This window comes from Amycolatopsis sp. NPDC003861 (assembly GCF_053605405.1).
Window position 1 is genome coordinate 23,965 of the sequence record NZ_JBSGJD010000068.1, and the last position, 15,056, is coordinate 39,020.

14 protein-coding genes and 1 rRNA gene are annotated in these 15,056 nt (G+C 73.0%); 7 read left to right on the plus strand and 8 right to left on the minus strand.

Annotation, left to right across the window (positions count from 1 at the left end; all coding sequences use genetic code 11):
* Positions 1-2 precede the first annotated feature (2 nt).
* The 3 genes from ACWEVN_RS18905 to ACWEVN_RS18915 form a co-directional block, all read right to left on the minus strand.
* Positions 3-1,145: a sensor histidine kinase gene (locus ACWEVN_RS18905; protein ID WP_449687535.1), complete on the minus strand. Its 1,143-nt coding sequence runs from the start codon at positions 1,143-1,145 to the stop codon at positions 3-5.
* Positions 1,146-1,244: 99 nt separating this feature from the next.
* On the minus strand, positions 1,245-2,675 hold the full coding sequence (locus tag ACWEVN_RS18910) for a SagB/ThcOx family dehydrogenase (RefSeq protein WP_452052086.1): 1,431 nt from the start codon (positions 2,673-2,675) through the stop codon (positions 1,245-1,247).
* A gap of 51 nt (positions 2,676-2,726) precedes the next feature.
* Positions 2,727-5,024, minus strand: a complete 2,298-nt coding sequence (locus ACWEVN_RS18915; RefSeq protein WP_452052087.1) for a TOMM precursor leader peptide-binding protein — start codon at positions 5,022-5,024, stop codon at positions 2,727-2,729.
* A 220-nt stretch (positions 5,025-5,244) separates the two neighbouring features.
* Between ACWEVN_RS18915 and ACWEVN_RS18920 the strand changes: the two genes are divergently transcribed.
* The 3 genes from ACWEVN_RS18920 to ACWEVN_RS18930 all read left to right on the plus strand — a co-directional run bounded on the left by ACWEVN_RS18920 (position 5,245) and on the right by ACWEVN_RS18930 (position 7,950).
* Complete coding sequence (locus tag ACWEVN_RS18920; RefSeq protein ID WP_449687531.1) at positions 5,245-5,934, plus strand: winged helix-turn-helix transcriptional regulator; 690 nt, start codon at positions 5,245-5,247, stop codon at positions 5,932-5,934.
* 112 nt (positions 5,935-6,046) lie between these two features.
* Complete coding sequence (locus ACWEVN_RS18925) at positions 6,047-6,619, plus strand: hypothetical protein (RefSeq protein ID WP_449687530.1); 573 nt, start codon at positions 6,047-6,049, stop codon at positions 6,617-6,619.
* Positions 6,616-7,950: a copper resistance CopC/CopD family protein gene (locus ACWEVN_RS18930; RefSeq protein ID WP_449687529.1), complete on the plus strand. Its 1,335-nt coding sequence runs from the start codon at positions 6,616-6,618 to the stop codon at positions 7,948-7,950. Before ACWEVN_RS18925 ends, ACWEVN_RS18930 begins: the two co-directional genes overlap by 4 nt.
* Before the next feature lie 13 nt (positions 7,951-7,963).
* On the opposite strand, the gene ACWEVN_RS18935 is transcribed toward ACWEVN_RS18930, so the two are convergent.
* Positions 7,964-8,632 (minus strand): maleylpyruvate isomerase family mycothiol-dependent enzyme, encoded by a 669-nt coding sequence (locus tag ACWEVN_RS18935; protein WP_449687528.1) that lies wholly within the window; start codon positions 8,630-8,632, stop codon positions 7,964-7,966.
* A gap of 109 nt (positions 8,633-8,741) precedes the next feature.
* On the opposite strand from ACWEVN_RS18935, the gene ACWEVN_RS18940 reads away from it, so the two are divergent.
* From ACWEVN_RS18940 to ACWEVN_RS18950, 3 genes are all read left to right on the plus strand, one after another.
* A complete protein-coding gene (locus tag ACWEVN_RS18940) occupies positions 8,742-9,461 on the plus strand; it encodes an MgtC/SapB family protein (protein ID WP_449687527.1) in 720 nt (239 codons plus the stop codon).
* 120 nt (positions 9,462-9,581) lie between these two features.
* Entirely contained in the window at positions 9,582-10,517 is a 936-nt protein-coding gene (locus ACWEVN_RS18945; RefSeq protein WP_452052088.1) for a M protein, read from the plus strand.
* Between the two features lie 144 nt (positions 10,518-10,661).
* On the plus strand, positions 10,662-11,312 hold the full coding sequence (locus tag ACWEVN_RS18950) for a CPBP family intramembrane glutamic endopeptidase (RefSeq protein ID WP_452052091.1): 651 nt from the start codon (positions 10,662-10,664) through the stop codon (positions 11,310-11,312).
* On the opposite strand, the gene ACWEVN_RS18955 is transcribed toward ACWEVN_RS18950, so the two are convergent.
* From ACWEVN_RS18955 to ACWEVN_RS18965, 3 genes are read right to left on the minus strand one after another with little or no spacing between them, the layout of a single operon-like run.
* On the minus strand, positions 11,309-11,590 hold the full coding sequence (locus ACWEVN_RS18955) for a metal-sensitive transcriptional regulator (RefSeq protein WP_086678475.1): 282 nt from the start codon (positions 11,588-11,590) through the stop codon (positions 11,309-11,311). The genes ACWEVN_RS18950 and ACWEVN_RS18955 overlap by 4 nt on opposite strands.
* A gap of 55 nt (positions 11,591-11,645) precedes the next feature.
* Positions 11,646-13,718 carry a heavy metal translocating P-type ATPase gene (locus tag ACWEVN_RS18960; protein ID WP_452052089.1) on the minus strand — a complete coding sequence of 691 codons (2,073 nt, stop codon included), beginning with the start codon at positions 13,716-13,718 and terminating at the stop codon, positions 11,646-11,648.
* Positions 13,715-13,921, minus strand: coding sequence for a heavy-metal-associated domain-containing protein (locus tag ACWEVN_RS18965; RefSeq protein ID WP_452052090.1), 207 nt, complete (start codon positions 13,919-13,921; stop codon positions 13,715-13,717). Before ACWEVN_RS18965 ends, ACWEVN_RS18960 begins: the two co-directional genes overlap by 4 nt.
* Positions 13,922-13,999: 78 nt before the next feature.
* On the opposite strand from ACWEVN_RS18965, the gene cobF reads away from it, so the two are divergent.
* Positions 14,000-14,767 carry a precorrin-6A synthase (deacetylating) gene (gene cobF, locus ACWEVN_RS18970; protein ID WP_206795102.1) on the plus strand — a complete coding sequence of 256 codons (768 nt, stop codon included), beginning with the start codon at positions 14,000-14,002 and terminating at the stop codon, positions 14,765-14,767.
* 55 nt (positions 14,768-14,822) lie between these two features.
* Here the strand turns inward: cobF and rrf are convergent.
* A 5S ribosomal RNA gene (rrf, locus tag ACWEVN_RS18975) occupies positions 14,823-14,939 on the minus strand.
* Between the last annotated feature and the right edge of the window lie 117 nt (positions 14,940-15,056).

Below are 15,056 nucleotides of genomic sequence, written 5' to 3' on the forward strand. Positions count from 1 at the left end.
GTTCACCAGGCCGGTGCCCGCAGCGGGACGACCGCGCTCAGCCGGTGCGTCCCGTCCGGCCGCACCCCCACCGACAGCTCGCCGCCGAGGGCTTCCACGCGGTAGGTGAGGTTCCGCAGCCCGGAGCCGCGGTTCTCGCCCGCGGGCGGGTCTTCGCCGGCGGGCGGGACCCCGTCGTTGGCCACCTGCAGCCGCACCGCGCCCGCCACCGCCACGACCGAGAAGTCGCACCAGGCGGCCTTGCTGTGCCGGATGACGTTCGTGACGCTCTCGCGCAGGACCGCCGCCAAGGTCGTCGCCACCGGCGACGGCAGGTCGGCCGGCAGTTGCCCGTCGAAGCCGACCGTGATGCCTGCCGCCCGCAGCACCGAGGCGGCGGACCGGCACTCCTCCGCCAGCGACATCTCCCGGGACCCCGCCGCGATCGCCCGGACGTCCGCCAGCGCCTTGCGGGAGATCGTGAGCAGTTCGGCCAGCTCGGCCTGCGCGGCCTGCGGGTGGTCGTCGACCAGGCGCCGGATCAGCTCCACCCTGAGCGTGATCGCCGAGAGGCTCAGGCCGAGCAGGTCGTGGGTGTCCCGGGAGAACCGGCGGCGTTCCTCGGCGACCACCTGGGCGGCGATCTCCCGCCTGCCGTCCTCGTCCAGGGCGGCCGCCCCGGCGAGCCACGCGAGCCCGAACACCGCGAAGGCCGTCACCGCGGTGAGCAACGCGGCTCGCAGGCCGTCCGCGACGGCCGCCGGCCCGGCGACCAGTGCCCCGGCCCCGGCCGTCACGAGCACCAGCACCGGGACGGCGACGCGCAGCCGGGCCACCAGCGGCAGGCTGCCCAGGAAGAAACAGCTGAACTCGGCCCATGCCGCGCCGAACTCCAGCACCGGGGCCAGGCCCAGCACGGCCTGCAGCGCCAGCGCGGTGCCACGGAACCGGGTGCGTCCGCCCCCGAACGCGGCCAGGTGGACCAGGACCAGCGCCCCGCCGCACCCGCAGGCGGCCAGGACCACCGCCCGGTCCGCCGCCTCCGGCAGCGAGGTGAGGAGACAGAGCAGCCCGATGGCGACGCAGCCGCCGGCGTGCGCGACCCGGCCCGGCCGCAGCGGGAACGGGCGGCCCGCCGGACCGGCCGGTTTCGCTGCCGAATCCACCGCTGCGCCTCCCCAGTTGCCCCCTCGCGGAAGCTCCCCAGACGTCCGCCCGGCAAATCTAACAGCCGGAACCGCGATCCGGGCGTTCCGGCCGCAGGCTCACCCGGGCAAGTTCAGGACACATTCGCCGACGCTGACCTCGGCGGGCCACTCCAGCTTCAGCGCCCGGTCGACGCGGTCGCCGGCGTCCACGGGCACGGCGTGCGCGGTCAGCCCCATGGCCTTCGCGGCGAGGGAGAACACCTGCTGCAGCGCCCCGACGTGGAGCAGGGTCGTGGCGTACGCCGCCCCGCCGAGGACCCAGGCGATCCGCGACATGCGGGCCGTCATCGTCAGCAGCACCGACGGCCGGGCGTGGCCGCCCGCGGCGACCATCGCCATGTCCAGCAGGCCGTCCAGGACCGGGAGGTCGTCGTTGATCAGGGTGAGCGTGTGCCACAGCGGGTCGTAGTGGTAGATCCCGCGGGTCAGGTCGTCGCAGCGGTTGATGCCGACGTAGATCTCGAGCTCGTACAGGCAGGCGACGCTGAAGTACGGCCGTTGCGACGCCTCGTGCGCCGGGCCGCCGGGCAGGTGCGCCGGGCCGACCGAGCGGACCCGGGCTGCCCGGAACAGGAACTCGCCGATCTGCCGCGCCTGCAGGGCGCGCTCGCTGAACTCCGGGCGGGTGTGGTCGCGCTCGAGCAGGCTGGTCAGCGTCGGGTCCCCGGCCGCCAGCACGGCCGGGTCCGGCCGGTACAGCGGGAACGTCGGCCCCGCGGTGACCTGCTTGACCACGGGCGGCTCGCGCAGCTCGCGAGCCGCGTCCGGATCCGGCGCCGCCCCCTTCTGCCAGGTCCGGCTGCGGGTGTGGAACAGCAGGTCGTCCGGCGACCAGACACCGAGGTCGGGCCCGCCGGACTCGGCGAACCCGCCGTCGGGCCGGGCGAGCAGCACCACCCCGGCGGCGACCAGGAAGGACAGGACGTCGGCCACGACGGCCGAGGGCACCCCGGCCGTCCCGGCCAGCTCGTCGACCGTTCTCGGCGCGGCCAGCGACGACGCGATCACCACGGCGGGCGAGCTGGACAAGGCGACCTTGTACCGCGCTCCCGCCGACTCGGCGAGCAGCGTGTCACCGTCGGCGCGCAGCGAGGTGAACCGCGAGAGCCGGACGCGCCGCGCCGCCGGCAGCGGGCCGACCGGGAACGCGGGGTTCTGCGTCACCGGGATCGCCGACAGCAACGGCCCCTGGCCGTCGTTGAGCGCGAGGGAGTGCACCACCGAACCGGAGAGCCGGGCGAGCACCTTCCGCAGCGACACCCGCGACTCGTCCGGGCCGGCCACGGCCAGGTTGGCCATGGTCACCGGGCCGAGCACCATCCGGTCGAGCGACGCGCGGACTTCCTCGGGCGTGCCGGGGAACTCGTACTCCCCCCACCACGTGACGGCGACGAGCGTCCCGTCGTCCGCGGCTTCGAGCAGGGTGTCCTCGGTCAGGGACAGCAACCGGATCGTTTCGGCGCGTCCCTCCGGGCTGTCGGCGGTCAACGGGTGCTCCTACGCGAGGGGTGAAGTGCTCTTCCGGAGCACTCCAGGGTGCTAGAGGAAGATGGGGAAGGGATTGAGCCGCTCGTACGGCGTCGGCTCGGCGAGCCTGCCCAGCCGCACCGGAACGTCGAACAGTCGTCCGGGCGCGTAGCGGGCCCAGAACGGCCGCAGCCCCGGCGCGAGCACCTTGACCACCGGGATCCCCACGTCGGGCCGGGTCTGGTCGAGCACGAGCAGTTCCGTGCCGGCCGCCGCCAGCGTCCGGCCCAGCGCCACCACGTCGTCGCGCACGTCCGGGCGGTGGACGAACCGGAAGTCCGCCGGGACGCGCATCCGCACGCCCGCGGCGGGCCGGAGGTACGGCTGGTTGGCGACCGTCGCGTACCGGAGCCAGCGGGCCGCGTCCGGGTCGTCGATCTCGTGTCCGAACTGGAGCACGTCGGGGATCATCTGGTTCAGCTCGGTGATCGCGCGGCGGAGGGCGATCCGCGGGTCGAGGTGGGCCCCGAAGCCGAAGATGACGTGCTCGTGCGGCCCGTCGGTGCGCCGCGAGAGCGCCACGACCACCGGGACGCCGAGGTCCGACGTCACGTCGAGCGCCCACAGCTCGCGGCCGATGCCCGCGTAGCCGCCGATCATCTCCTCCAGCCACGGGTCGCCGAAGGACGCGAGATCCACCCCCGGCACCGGCGTCCGGTTGTACCACCACAACGCGACGGCGTCCCGTTCGACGAGCTCCAGGGTGCCTTGCAGGATGGCGTCCTCGAGGCTGCTGCCGGCCGCCGCGCCGTTGGAGTCCGAGCGCAGGCCGCCGATCCCGCAGCCGGTGGGCGCGCCGTAGTACAGGAACCCGGTCGGCAGGAGGCGGCGCCGGCCCGCCAGCGTCCACACCGGGGTCCAGTCGATCACGGCCGAGGTGTCGAAGGATGCGCCGACGTGCTGGAACAGTCCGTGCGCCGCGTTCCAGGCCGCGCGCTCCCGGTACTGCCGCTCGGCGAACAGCATGCAGTCGTTGGGGTGGACCGCCTCCGCGCCGAGGTCGTCGAACGAGGCCCGGATCCGCAGTTCGTCACCCTGGAAGTTGCCGGAGAAGCGCTCCGCCGCTTCGCAGAGCGCGCCGACCTCGGCGTCGAGGGGGCTGACGCCCTTGCCGCCGTTCTCCCCGCGCAGTCCGGCCTGCAGCCCGACGACGCCGGTGAGGGCGCGGGCGATGTTCGTCCCCGACCGGTAGGCGTTGACGAACGGCGGCGCCGCCGGGTCGGGCCGGACCGCCTTCACGATCCCGGTGACCGGGCTGACGAGGTGCCGGTACCGCTCGAGCATCTGGGCCGGCGTCGCGGTGCGGTGCCCCCCGCCGCCCGAGGTGGCCTTCCGGGCTTCCCGCAGCTCGATCGGCCGGGCGGACCGCTGGGTCACGAGCGTGGCGTCCCCGCAGCCGGGGCACTGCGGGCGGCGGCGCAGGTCGTGCAGCTCGCCCTGCAGGCTGAGGGTGTCGAGCACCCAGACGCTCTCCTGGCCGCGGTGGCGGTAGCCGGCCAGCCACTTGCTGGCCTCCAGCGCCACCAGGTGGGCCGCCGCCGCGGTGAGCGGCGGCAGCGCGGCGGCGGGGTGGCGCGCGGGGCCGACGTGACCGAGGACCTCCTGGGCGCACGCTTCGGCGTGCCGGTGGGCCCACAGCCGGTTGGTCAGGCACAGCCAGCACGCCGACTCGTGCGGCCGCAGCACCGGCCCGATCCAGACCTGGGCGCCGAACGGGCGCGCCAGCAGCCACGGCCGTCCGGTGCGGCGGTGCTCGGCGTCGACCTCGCCCAGCCGCGGGTCGAGGTAGTCGGTGCACAGCACCACGCTCAGGTCGGGCTCGCCGGTCCCGCCGACGACGTCGAGGGCCGCGCCCGCCAGCGCCTCCTCGACGGGCCGCGTGTCGACGTCCTCGCCGACCGCGATCAGCCGGATGCTGCCGCGGGTGTCGCCGGCCGCGACCTCGCCGGCGTCGATGCCGCACGCGTCCCAGAAGGCGAGCTCCCGTTCGTCGGCCCCGGGCCCGGCCGCCTCGCGCACGGCCACCAGGCCCGCCTCGACGAGCTGGGCCACCAGCGCCGCGACCTCCTCGGGCGCCATCCCGTCCGGCCGCGCACCGAGCACGTCGGCCAATGCCCACGTCCCGTCCAGCAGCGGCGCGAGCGATTCGATGCGGGCGCCCCGTATCGCGATGACCCCGCGTTCGGAGAACAGGTAGGCGCCGTTGCCGTTGCTGACCTCGGCGCGCAGGTGCCGTTTGAAGCCGAGCACGCGGCCGCGCGCGTGCGACGTCGACGGGTGGAAGGCGGGGTGCACGGCCGATCCACTCATTTCAACTCCCTGCCGCCGGTGCGCACAATCCGAGAACCCGGATTCTTCTCCGGCGGCCGGACCTGCGGCCAGTGCGCGGCACACCTGCCCGGGATGCGAAACGCACGACATTTCCCGTGAATTCCACAGCGAAGGCGTGCACACCGCACTGGCCCGGCGGCCGAGCGGGTCGTCAACCTGGATCCCGAGCGTCCGATGCGACCCACAGTGAGGACCGAGTATGACGACCACACGCACCTACGGACAGTTCTGCGGACTGGCGCGTGCTCTCGAAATCATCGGCGAGCGGTGGTCCATGCTCGTCATCCGCGACCTGATCCTCGGCCCGAAGCGCTTCACGGACCTGCAGCGAGGCCTGCCCCGCATCCCGGCGAGCATCCTGTCGTCCCGGCTCAACGAGCTGGAGCAGGCCGGCGTCGTCCGCCGCCGCGTCCTGCCGCAGCTCGACGCCGGCCTGGTCTACGAGCTCACCGAGTACGGCAGCGAACTGGACCACATCCTGCTGGACCTCGGGCTGTGGGGCGCGCGCTCGCTCGGCCACCCGAAGGGCGACGACGTCTTCACCACCGACGCCGCCATCCTCTCGCTCTACACGACGTTCCAGGAGGAAGCCGCGCGCGGCGTGCACGTGACGTACGTGGTGCGCCACAGCGACTCGCTGATCGTCCACGCCATGATCGACGACGGAACGCTGAAGGTGAGCAGCGGCGACCACCCCTCGGCGGACATCGTCATCGAGCCGCAGGGGCCGGTGCTGATCGACCTGTTCAACGGCAACCTGACCGCGGCCGAGGCAATCGCGTCCGGCCGGGTGAGGATCGAAGGCGAGTTCGCGCACCTGGAGCTGTTCACCAAGCTGTTCCGGATCCCCCCGAAGCCGGAGCTCTCCGACGGCCTCACCCTGCACTGAGCCGCCCCGGGGTGCGGGCGGGCGAAATGGGCAATCCGGAGTAACGGATCGGGCCGCCGGGAGCTTTATCGTCGGAAAGCCGAGATTCGGTCCTTCGAGAAGGGGCACTTGCATGTCGACCTCCGAGTTCGTTCGGCCGGCCGGCTTCCTGGGGACGCTCAACGGGAAGTACCACAACCGGGCCCTCGCCGTGTTCATGGTGATCGTGCTGGCCCACTGGGCCGAGCACATCGTCCAAGCCGTGCAGATCTACGGGTTCGGGTGGCCCACCTCGCGGGCGCGGGGAGTGCTCGGGATGCCGTTCCCGTGGCTCATTTCGCAGGAATGGCTGCACTACGGCTACGCGCTCGTGATGCTGGTGTTCCTGTGGATCCTGCGATACGGCTTCGCCGGCCGGTCGCGGCAGTGGTGGAACCTCGCGCTCGCCATCCAGTTCTGGCACCACATCGAGCACCTGCTGCTGTTCATCCAGGCGCAGTCGGGCTGGCGGCTGGCCGGGCAGAAGGTGCCCACGAGCATCATCCAGCTGCTCGTGCCGCGGGTGGAGCTGCACCTGTTCTACAACACGATCGTCACCATCCCGATGATCGTCGCGGTCGTCCTGCACCGGCGGGCCTCGGTCGCCGAGCACGAGCTGAGCGGCTGCGTCTGCGGGCTGCCGAAGGCCGCCCTCGCCGCGTCGTGAAGCGAGCGCTGGCCCTGCTGGCCTTCCTCACCGGCTGGCTGGTGCTCGGCGCCGTCCCGGCCTCGGCTCACGTCGAGATCGTCTCGTCGGCCCCGGGGGACGGCGCCCGCCTGAGCGCGGCGCCGCCCCTGGTGTCGGTCACCCTTTCGGAGAACGTCGGGATCCAGCCCGGGTCGATCAAGGTCGTCGACCTCGCGGGCACGCAGGCCGACACCGGGCCGGTGTTCCAGCCCGGCGACGTCGCCGAGCAGCTCGCGGTGCGGCTGAAGCCGGGCCTGCCGGACGGCAGCTACCTGGTCGAATACGCCTTCGTCTCGGCCGACTCCCACCCGGTGCGCGGCACCTTCGCGTTCGTGGTGGGCACCGGGCCGCTGGTGACGTCGGCCGGCGCGGTGTCGGCGGCGACCGGCACCGACGCGGCCGTCGACGCCGTGTCGACGGGCGTGCGCTGGCTGGCCTACCTCGGAGTCGTGCTGCTCGGCGGGCTGGCGTTCGTGGTGCTGTGCCGTCCGGCGGCCCGCGCCGACCCCCGTTCCCGGCGGCTGCTGCGCTGGGGCGCCGGCCTCGTCGCGGCGACGACCGTCGCGGCGTTCGTGCTGCAGGGCCCGTACGCGGCCGGGCGGAACCTCGAAGCGGTGTTCGAGACCCGGCTGCTGGCGGACACCCTGCGCGTCGCCTACGGGAAGCTGTTGCTGCTCCGGCTGGCCGCGGTGGCCGTGCTGGCGCTGCTGCTGCCCCGGCTGCTGCGGCCGGACCTGCCGGAACGGCTGCGCTCCCGCTACGAGAACCTGGCCGTGGTGACCGGCTTCCTCGTGCTGCTGACGTTCTCGGCCACCGGCCACCCGGTCACCGACCCGATCATGTTCGTCTCGGTCTCGGCGGACCTGGTGCACTTCGGCGCGATCGCCGTCTGGGCGGGCGGCCTGGCCCAGCTGGCCCTGTGCCTCCACCGCCCGGCGGCCGACGAGGACCTGGTTCCCGTGGCGACGCGCTTTTCCCGCATCGCGGGCGGAGCGGTGACGGCCATCGCGGTCAGCGGCGCCGTGCTGGCGCTGCGCATCATGCCGTCGCTGCCGTCCCTCTGGACGACCCGGTTCGGCCTGCTGGTCCTGCTGAAGATCGCGGGCTTCGCGGTGCTGCTGGCGGTGGCGAGCCGCTCCCGCCGGGCGGTGCGCCGGAGCCAGACCCCGGCGGCACCGCCGGAAGGCGCGACGAAGACGGTGACGGCGGACCTGCGCCGCCTGCGCCAGGCAGTGGTGGTGGAGGTGCTGCTCAGCGTCGTGGTGCTGGCCCTGGCCGCCCTCCTGACGGTCACCCCGCCGTCCGGCTGAGCCCCGCCGCCCGTCAGACGCCCGGCCGGGCGGGCGGCGCGAACGGCCCCCAGCCGAACGCGGGCAGCCACGGCTCGGGCGCCGTGCTCCAGGCCAGGGCCGCGAGCTGGGCAAGGGACCGTCGTCCGGCCAGGGAGCGGTAGAGGTCGTGGGTGGGCGCGGTCACCGTCGCCGCCGGACGGCCGGCACCTGCCGTCCACTCCGCACCCGACGTCGTGCACAGCCGCAGCGACGGCAACCGGCGTGCCGTGATCGCGCCGGACAGTCCGCTGACCAGCACTTCGAAGCTCGGCGCCTCGGCCGCGTGGTCCTCCGGCGGCGCGACGCCGAGGGCCGCGCACAGGTCCAGCTCGTGGGTGTAGGCGTCCATCACCATCACCGCGCCACTGCGCCCGCCCGCGTCCTCGAGCCGCCGGTCGAGCTCCTCGCCGACGTCGTCCCAGTGGTCGAGCAGCTCCGGCACCGCCACAGCCCCGGCCGACGACACCGGGCCGCCGCCGTGGCGCGCCAGGACCCGCCCGGCGATCGCCGTGAGGTGGCCGAGCAGGTCCGTGACAGTCCACTCCGGACATGCCGGGACCCGGTGGAACCCCGCGCCGGGCCGTCCCCCGAGCAGGTCGCGGACGCCGCGGCGCACGGCGCGGTAGGCCACGAAGTCCGGAACCGGCAGGCTCGCTGTCACGAGTCCTCCTCGCCTGGCACGATCGGGGGCGTCCGGCCCAGTATGCCCAGGTGACGGCGCCGCGGTTCTCCCCGCTTGCCGGCCACCGGAAACCCTGGAGGTCACGAACTTGCCCACCCTGTGGTCCACGTCGGCCCAGTGGAGCCTGCTGCCGCCGGTCCTGCTCGCACTCGTGCTGAGCGTCGCCATCGGGCTCGAACGCGAGGCCGGCATGAAGGCCGCCGGGCTGCGGACGCACAGCCTGGTCGGCGTCGGCTCGGCCGTGTTCATGCTGGTGTCGAAGTACGGCTTCGCCGATCTGCTCGGCTTCGAGCACGTCTCGCTCGACCCGTCGCGGATCGCCGCCCAGATCGTTTCCGGCATCGGCTTCATCGGCGGCGGGCTGATCTTCGTCCGCCGGGACGCGGTGCGCGGGCTGACCACGGCGGCGACGATCTGGCTGACCGCCGCGGTCGGCACGGCGTGCGGGGCCGGGCTGCCGGTGCTCGCGGCCGGCACGACGATCGGGCATTTCGTGGTGACCCGGGGCTTCCCGCCGCTGCAGCGGTTCGTGGCCCGGCACCGCCGGGAACCACCGGTGGTCCGGCTGAGCTACCTCGACGGCCACGGCGTGCTGCGCGCGGCGCTGGCCGTGTGCACCGGGCGCGGGTGGGCGGTGCACCACGTCGAGGTCGACCACGAATCCGTTTCCGAAGAGGGGCAACGGATCGCGGTCGTGACGCTGCGCCTGGACGGCCGCGGTGATCTCTACGACCTGGCCGCCGAACTGGCCGAGCTGCCCGCCGTCCGGAGCACGTCCACCGGTCTCGGAGAACCGCTCGACGAATGATCGGCCGCCCGGGCAGCGCGCGGAGGCGGGTTTGCGGCACACTGGGGTGCACACGGAAACCCCCGGTGCCGCAAGGAAAACGTGCGGCCCAGGAGAAACCATCCAATTCGGAGGTGAGGCATGGCCCCCGGCGGCGGCGAGGACGTGGCGAACACGCAGCCCGGATTCGACCTGGCGTGGCGCGGTTTTCATCGCGCCCAGGTCGCGGAGTACGTCGCGTGGGCCGAGGCCGAGATCCGCAGACTCACCGCGGAGCGGGACTCCGCGCGGCGCCGCGGGACCGCGCTCGCCGAGGAGAACCACGAGCTGCGGGTCAAGATCGACCGGATCAGCATGACCCCGATCCCCGCGGACGCCCTGCAGGAGCGCTCCCGCCGGATGATCGAGCTGACCCGCGAGGAAGCGGCCGAAATCACCGCGGCGGCAACGGAAACCGCGGAGCGGATCCGCCGGGAGGCCGAGGCGGAGGCCGTCCGGCTCACGGAGAAGGAACGCCGGCTGGTCGCCGAGGCGGAGGCCGAACGCGAGCGGCAGCGCGCCGAGCACGAGGAACTCCTGCGCGCGGCCGAGCAGCGTCGCAAGGAACTCGACGAGGCCGCGGCACACCGCCGTGCCCAGCTGGAGGAGGACCACACCCGCGCGATGACGGTGCGCCGCGCCGACGCGATGCGCGAGCTGGCCGAGCAGTCTGCGGCCGCCCGAGCGAAGGCCGACCAGCTGGTCGCCGAAGCGCGGCAGCACGGCGAAACCCTGGTCACGACCGCGGAAACCGAGCTGGCCGCGGCCCGGGAGAAGGCCGAGAAGCTGGTCACCGACGCGACCGAGCACGGCGAATCCCTGGTCGAGGCGGCGCAACGCGAGGTCACGGCCCTCGCGGAGGTCCGCGACCAGGTCAAGGCGAGCCTGACGGGCTGCCGGGCGTTGCTGGCCGACGCGGCCGTCGCCCTCGACGACCGTCTCGCGTCGTTCGACCCGGAAGCCACCCTGCCGATGTCGAAAAGAGTGCCGATCCAGCGCCGGTCACCGGCGGACGACCTCACCGACGCGGTAGGTTGACCTGCGCCGCGGCATCGGCGCAGGTCAGGACGTCGTGACGGTCGGCAGTCCCCACGGCGGCTTCACCGGGACCGCGGGAGCCGGTCCTTGACCGGAGCCGCGCCGTTCCCCCCGCGGCGGGTGTTCGCGCTGGTCGCCGCGGTCATGACGCTCGCGGCGTCGACCACGCTGGCCAACCGCGTGCTGCCCGGCTGGGCGTACCCGGTGTGCGGGCTGGTGGCGGCGCTCGTGCTGGTCGCGCTGGGCCGGGCGGCCGGCTGCTCGTGGACGGACCTGGGGCTGAGCCGGCTCCGGCGTCCCGCGCTCGCCGGCCTGGCCGGCGCGGCTTCGGTGGCGGTCGTCTTCGGGATCGCGCTGGCCGTGCCGTCGCTGCGCACGGTCTACCAGGACGGCCGCGTCGGCGACCCCGATTTCGCGCAGCTGCTGTGGCTGACCTGCGGCCGGATCCTGTTCGGCACGGTCCTGATCGAGGAGGTCGCGTTCCGCGGTGTGCTGCCCGGTCTGTTCGGCGCGGACGACGACCGGTGGTGCTGGCCGCCGATCCTGGGCTCGGCCGCGCTGTTCGGGCTCTGGCACGCGCTGCCGGCCCTCGCCATCGGCCGCAACGCCGCCGTGCACGCCGTGTTCGGCTCGACGCCGGTGGTGGTGCTGCAGGTGCTGGCGATGGCCGCGGCGGGCGTCGCCGGGATCTTCCTGCACTGGTGGCGCCACCTCGGCCGGGGCGTGCTCGCGTCGGTGATCGTGCACTTCACGACGAACGCGGGCGGCCTCACCCTGGCCGTGCTGGTCCGCTAGGACCGCACCAGCCGCGCGATGGCGTCCGAAGCTTCCCGGACCTTCAGATCGGCTTCCTCGCCGCCCGCCGCGGCCGCCTGGACGACGCAGGTGGCCAGGTGCTCGTCGAGCAGTTCGAGCGAGAACGACTGCAACGCCTTCGTCGCCGCGGAGACCTGGGTCAGGATGTCGATGCAGTACTTGTCCTGCTCGACCATGCGCTGCAGCCCGCGGATCTGACCCTCGATCCGGCGCAGGCGCTTCAGATAGGCTTCCCGCTCGGTGCCGTAACCCGTCATCGCCCACCTGTCCCGTCGTCGGCATTCCTCACCCCGACTATACCCTCCCGGGGTGTCAGCGGAACCGGCGCAACCGCAGGCTGTTGCTCACCACGAAGGCCGACGAGCAGGCCATCGCCGCCCCCGCGATCATCGGGTCGAGCAGGCCGAGCGCCGCGAGCGGCAGCGCCGCCACGTTGTAGGCGAACGCCCAGAACAGGTTCCCCTTGATCGTGGCGAGGGTGCGGCGGGCCAGCCGGATCGCGTCGGCCGCGGCCCGCAGGTCTCCTCGCACCAGCGTCAGGTCGCCGGCTTCGATGGCCGCGTCGGCGCCCGTACCCATCGCCAGGCCCAGGTCGGCCTGCGCGAGCGCGGCCGCGTCGTTGACGCCGTCACCGACCATCGCCACCACGCGGCCCTCCGCCTGCAGCCGCTTGACGACGTCGACCTTGCCCTCGGGCAGCACCTCGGCGACGATCTCGCCGATCCCGGCTTCGGCGGCGATCGCCCGCGCCACGCCCGCGTTGTCACCGGTCAGCAGGATCGGCTCCAGGCCGAGTTGCCGCAGTTCGGCGACGGCCCGCGCGGACGTCGGCTTGATCGTGTCGGCGACGGCCAGCGTGCCGTGCAGCTCGCCGTCCCAGGTCACCCCGACCGTGGTCACGTCACCACCCGGCGCCCGCCCGACGCTGACGACGCGTCCTTCGACCACCCCTGCCACGCCGACACCCGGCGTGCTGCGGAATTCGGTGACGGCGGGCAAGGCGCCGAAGCGCTCGCGGGCGGCGTCGGCGATGGCGCGGCCGATCGGGTGTTCGGAAGCGGCCTCGACGGCGCCCGCGAGCCGGAGCACCTCGCCGTCGCCCTCGACGAGCGTCATCCGGCCGGTGGTGACGGTGCCGGTCTTGTCGAGCACGACGGTGTCGACGCGCCGGGTCGACTCGAGCACCTCGGGCCCCTTGATCAGGATGCCCAGCTGCGCACCGCGGCCGGTGCCGACGAGCAGTGCCGTCGGCGTGGCGAGGCCGAGCGCGCACGGGCAGGCGATGATCAGCACGGCCACGGCCGCGGTGAACGCCGCGTCCGCCGAGTTACCGGTCGCCAGCCAGCCGACGAGGGTCGCCAGCGCGGCGAAGACGACCGCCGGGACGAACACCGCCGAGACCCGATCGGCCAGGCGCTGGACCTCGGCCTTGCCGTTTTGCGCCGACTCGACGAGCCGCGCCATCTGCGCCAGCCGGGTGTCCGCGCCGACGCGCGTGGCGCGCACGAGCAGCCGCCCGCCGACGTTGACGGTGGCACCGGTGACCGCGTCGCCCGGACCGACCTCGACCGGGACCGACTCGCCGGTCAGCATGCTGGTGTCGACCGCCGACCCGCCTTCGGTGACCACGCCGTCGGTGGCGATCTTCTCGCCGGGCCGGGCCACGAAGACGGCACCGACCGGCAAGTCCTTGATCGGGACGAGGTGCTCTTCGCCGTCGAGCAGCACGGTGACGTCCTTCGCCCCGAGGTCCATGAGGGCGCGGAGGGCGGCGCCGGCCCGGCGCTTCGACCGCGTTTCGAAGTGGCGGCCGGCCAGGATGAACGTGGTGACCGCGGCGGCCACCTCGAAGTACAGGTGGTGGTGGCCGTCGCCGAAAACGAGCGCGTACAGCGACCAGGCCACGGAAGCGACGACGCCGAGTGAGATCAGCGTGTCCATCGTGGCGGTGGCGTGCCGCAGGTTGACCGCGGCGGCGCGATGGAACGGCCACGCGCCCCAGGTCGCGACCGGGGCGGCGAGGACGAGCGACACCCACGGCCAGGCCGCGGACTGCCAGGCGGGGACCATCGCGACGACGACCAGCGGGACAGTGAGCGAGGCAGACACCAGCAAACGTTTGCGCAGCTCGCGTGTGTCATCCGGCGCCTCGGGCTCGGGCAGCCGTGCCGAGTAGCCGGCGGCTTCCACAACGGCCTTGAGGTCGTCGACTGACAGCCCGCTCGGGTAGCTGACCTGGGCTTTCTCGGTGGCGTAGTTGACCGTCGCGGTCACGCCGTCGACCTTGTTGAGCTTCCGCTCGACGCGAGCCGCGCAGGACGCGCACGTCATCCCGCCGATGGCGAGCTCGACGCGGGCCGCGGCCGGCACCTCGGTGGAGTTCACGCGACCAGGCGGTAGCCGGCCTCGGTGACGGCGGCGGAGACCGCGTCAGTGGTCAGCGGTGCGTCGCTGGTCACGGTCACGCGGCCGCTCTCGACGTCGACGTCCACGCTTTGGACGCCGTCGATCTCGGAGACCTCCTCGCGGACCGAGGTGGCGCAGTGCCCGCAGGTCATGCCCTCGACGGTGTAGGTCGCTTCGGCCATCTCCCGCTCCTTTCGCTCTCCTTCCTTTATACCCATCGGGGGTAGGGGTTCACCGATCGCCCCCGGCACACTCCCGGCATGCGGAAGATCTACGCGATCGGGATCGGCGCCGGCGACCCGGAGCACCTGACGGTGCAGGCCATCGACCGGCTCAACCGCGTCGACGTGTTCTTCGTGCTCGACAAGGGGGCGGAGAAGAGCGACCTGGTCCGGTTGCGGCAGGAGATCCTCGACCGGTTCGTCACGCGCCCGGGCTACCGCGTGGTGCTGGCGGAGGACCCGCCCCGTGACCGGACCCCGGCGGACTACCGGGCCGCGGTCGCCGACTGGCACGCGGCCCGCGCGGCGGTGTACGAGGACCTGATCCGCTCGGAACTGGGGCCCGCCGAATCCGGCGCCTTCCTGGTGTGGGGCGACCCGTCGCTGTACGACAGCACGATCGCGCTGATCGAAGCGGTGCTGGCCCGGGGGAACGTGGAGTTCGAGTACGAGGTCGTCCCCGGCATCAGCAGCATCTCGGCGCTGGTGGCCCGGCACCGGACGACGATGAACCAGATCGGCCGCGCGGTCCAGCTGACGACCGGCCGCCGATTGGCGACGGGCTGGCCGGAGGGCGTCGACGACGTGTTCGTGCTGCTGGACGCCCACACGACGTTCGACCGCTTCACGTCGGAGGGCCTGCACATCTTCTGGGGCGCTTACATCGGCACGCCGGACGAGATCCTGCTGTCCGGTCCGCTCACCCCGGCGCTGGCGGCGCACATCCGTGAGGTGCGGGCGGAGGCGCGGGAGCGGCGCGGCTGGATCATGGACACGTACCTGCTCCGGCGGCCGGCCCGGGAATAGCGGAAGGCCCCGGGAGAACCGTGGGGTTCTCGACCGGGGCCTTCCGTTCAAGTAAGTTCGGCGGTGTCCTACTCTCCCACAACCCTTCGGTTGCAGTACCATCGGCGCTGTCAGGCTTAGCTTCCGGGTTCGGAATGGGACCGGGCGTTTCCCTGACGCTATAACCACCGAAACACTACGAAACAACACACCCGGTGTGGTGTTTCAGAGCTGTAGAGTGGATGCGTAACATCTTTGTAGGCAAGTCCTCGGCCTATTAGTACCAGTCAACTCGACAACACATTACTGT

Excerpts from the sequence above, each read along its gene's own strand:
- ACWEVN_RS18915 (WP_452052087.1), bottom strand. The coding sequence starts at position 5,024 with ATGAGTGGATCGGCCGTGCACCCCGCCTTCCACCCGTCGACGTCGCAC.
- ACWEVN_RS18950 (WP_452052091.1), top strand. The coding sequence starts at position 10,662 with ATGACGCTCGCGGCGTCGACCACGCTGGCCAACCGCGTGCTGCCCGGC.
- ACWEVN_RS18955 (WP_086678475.1), bottom strand. The coding sequence starts at position 11,590 with ATGACGGGTTACGGCACCGAGCGGGAAGCCTATCTGAAGCGCCTGCGC.
- ACWEVN_RS18965 (WP_452052090.1), bottom strand. The coding sequence starts at position 13,921 with ATGGCCGAAGCGACCTACACCGTCGAGGGCATGACCTGCGGGCACTGC.
- ACWEVN_RS18945 (WP_452052088.1), top strand. The coding sequence starts at position 9,582 with ATGGCCCCCGGCGGCGGCGAGGACGTGGCGAACACGCAGCCCGGATTC.
- ACWEVN_RS18925 (WP_449687530.1), top strand. The coding sequence starts at position 6,047 with ATGTCGACCTCCGAGTTCGTTCGGCCGGCCGGCTTCCTGGGGACGCTC.
- cobF (WP_206795102.1), top strand. The coding sequence starts at position 14,000 with ATGCGGAAGATCTACGCGATCGGGATCGGCGCCGGCGACCCGGAGCAC.
- ACWEVN_RS18920 (WP_449687531.1), top strand. The coding sequence starts at position 5,245 with ATGACGACCACACGCACCTACGGACAGTTCTGCGGACTGGCGCGTGCT.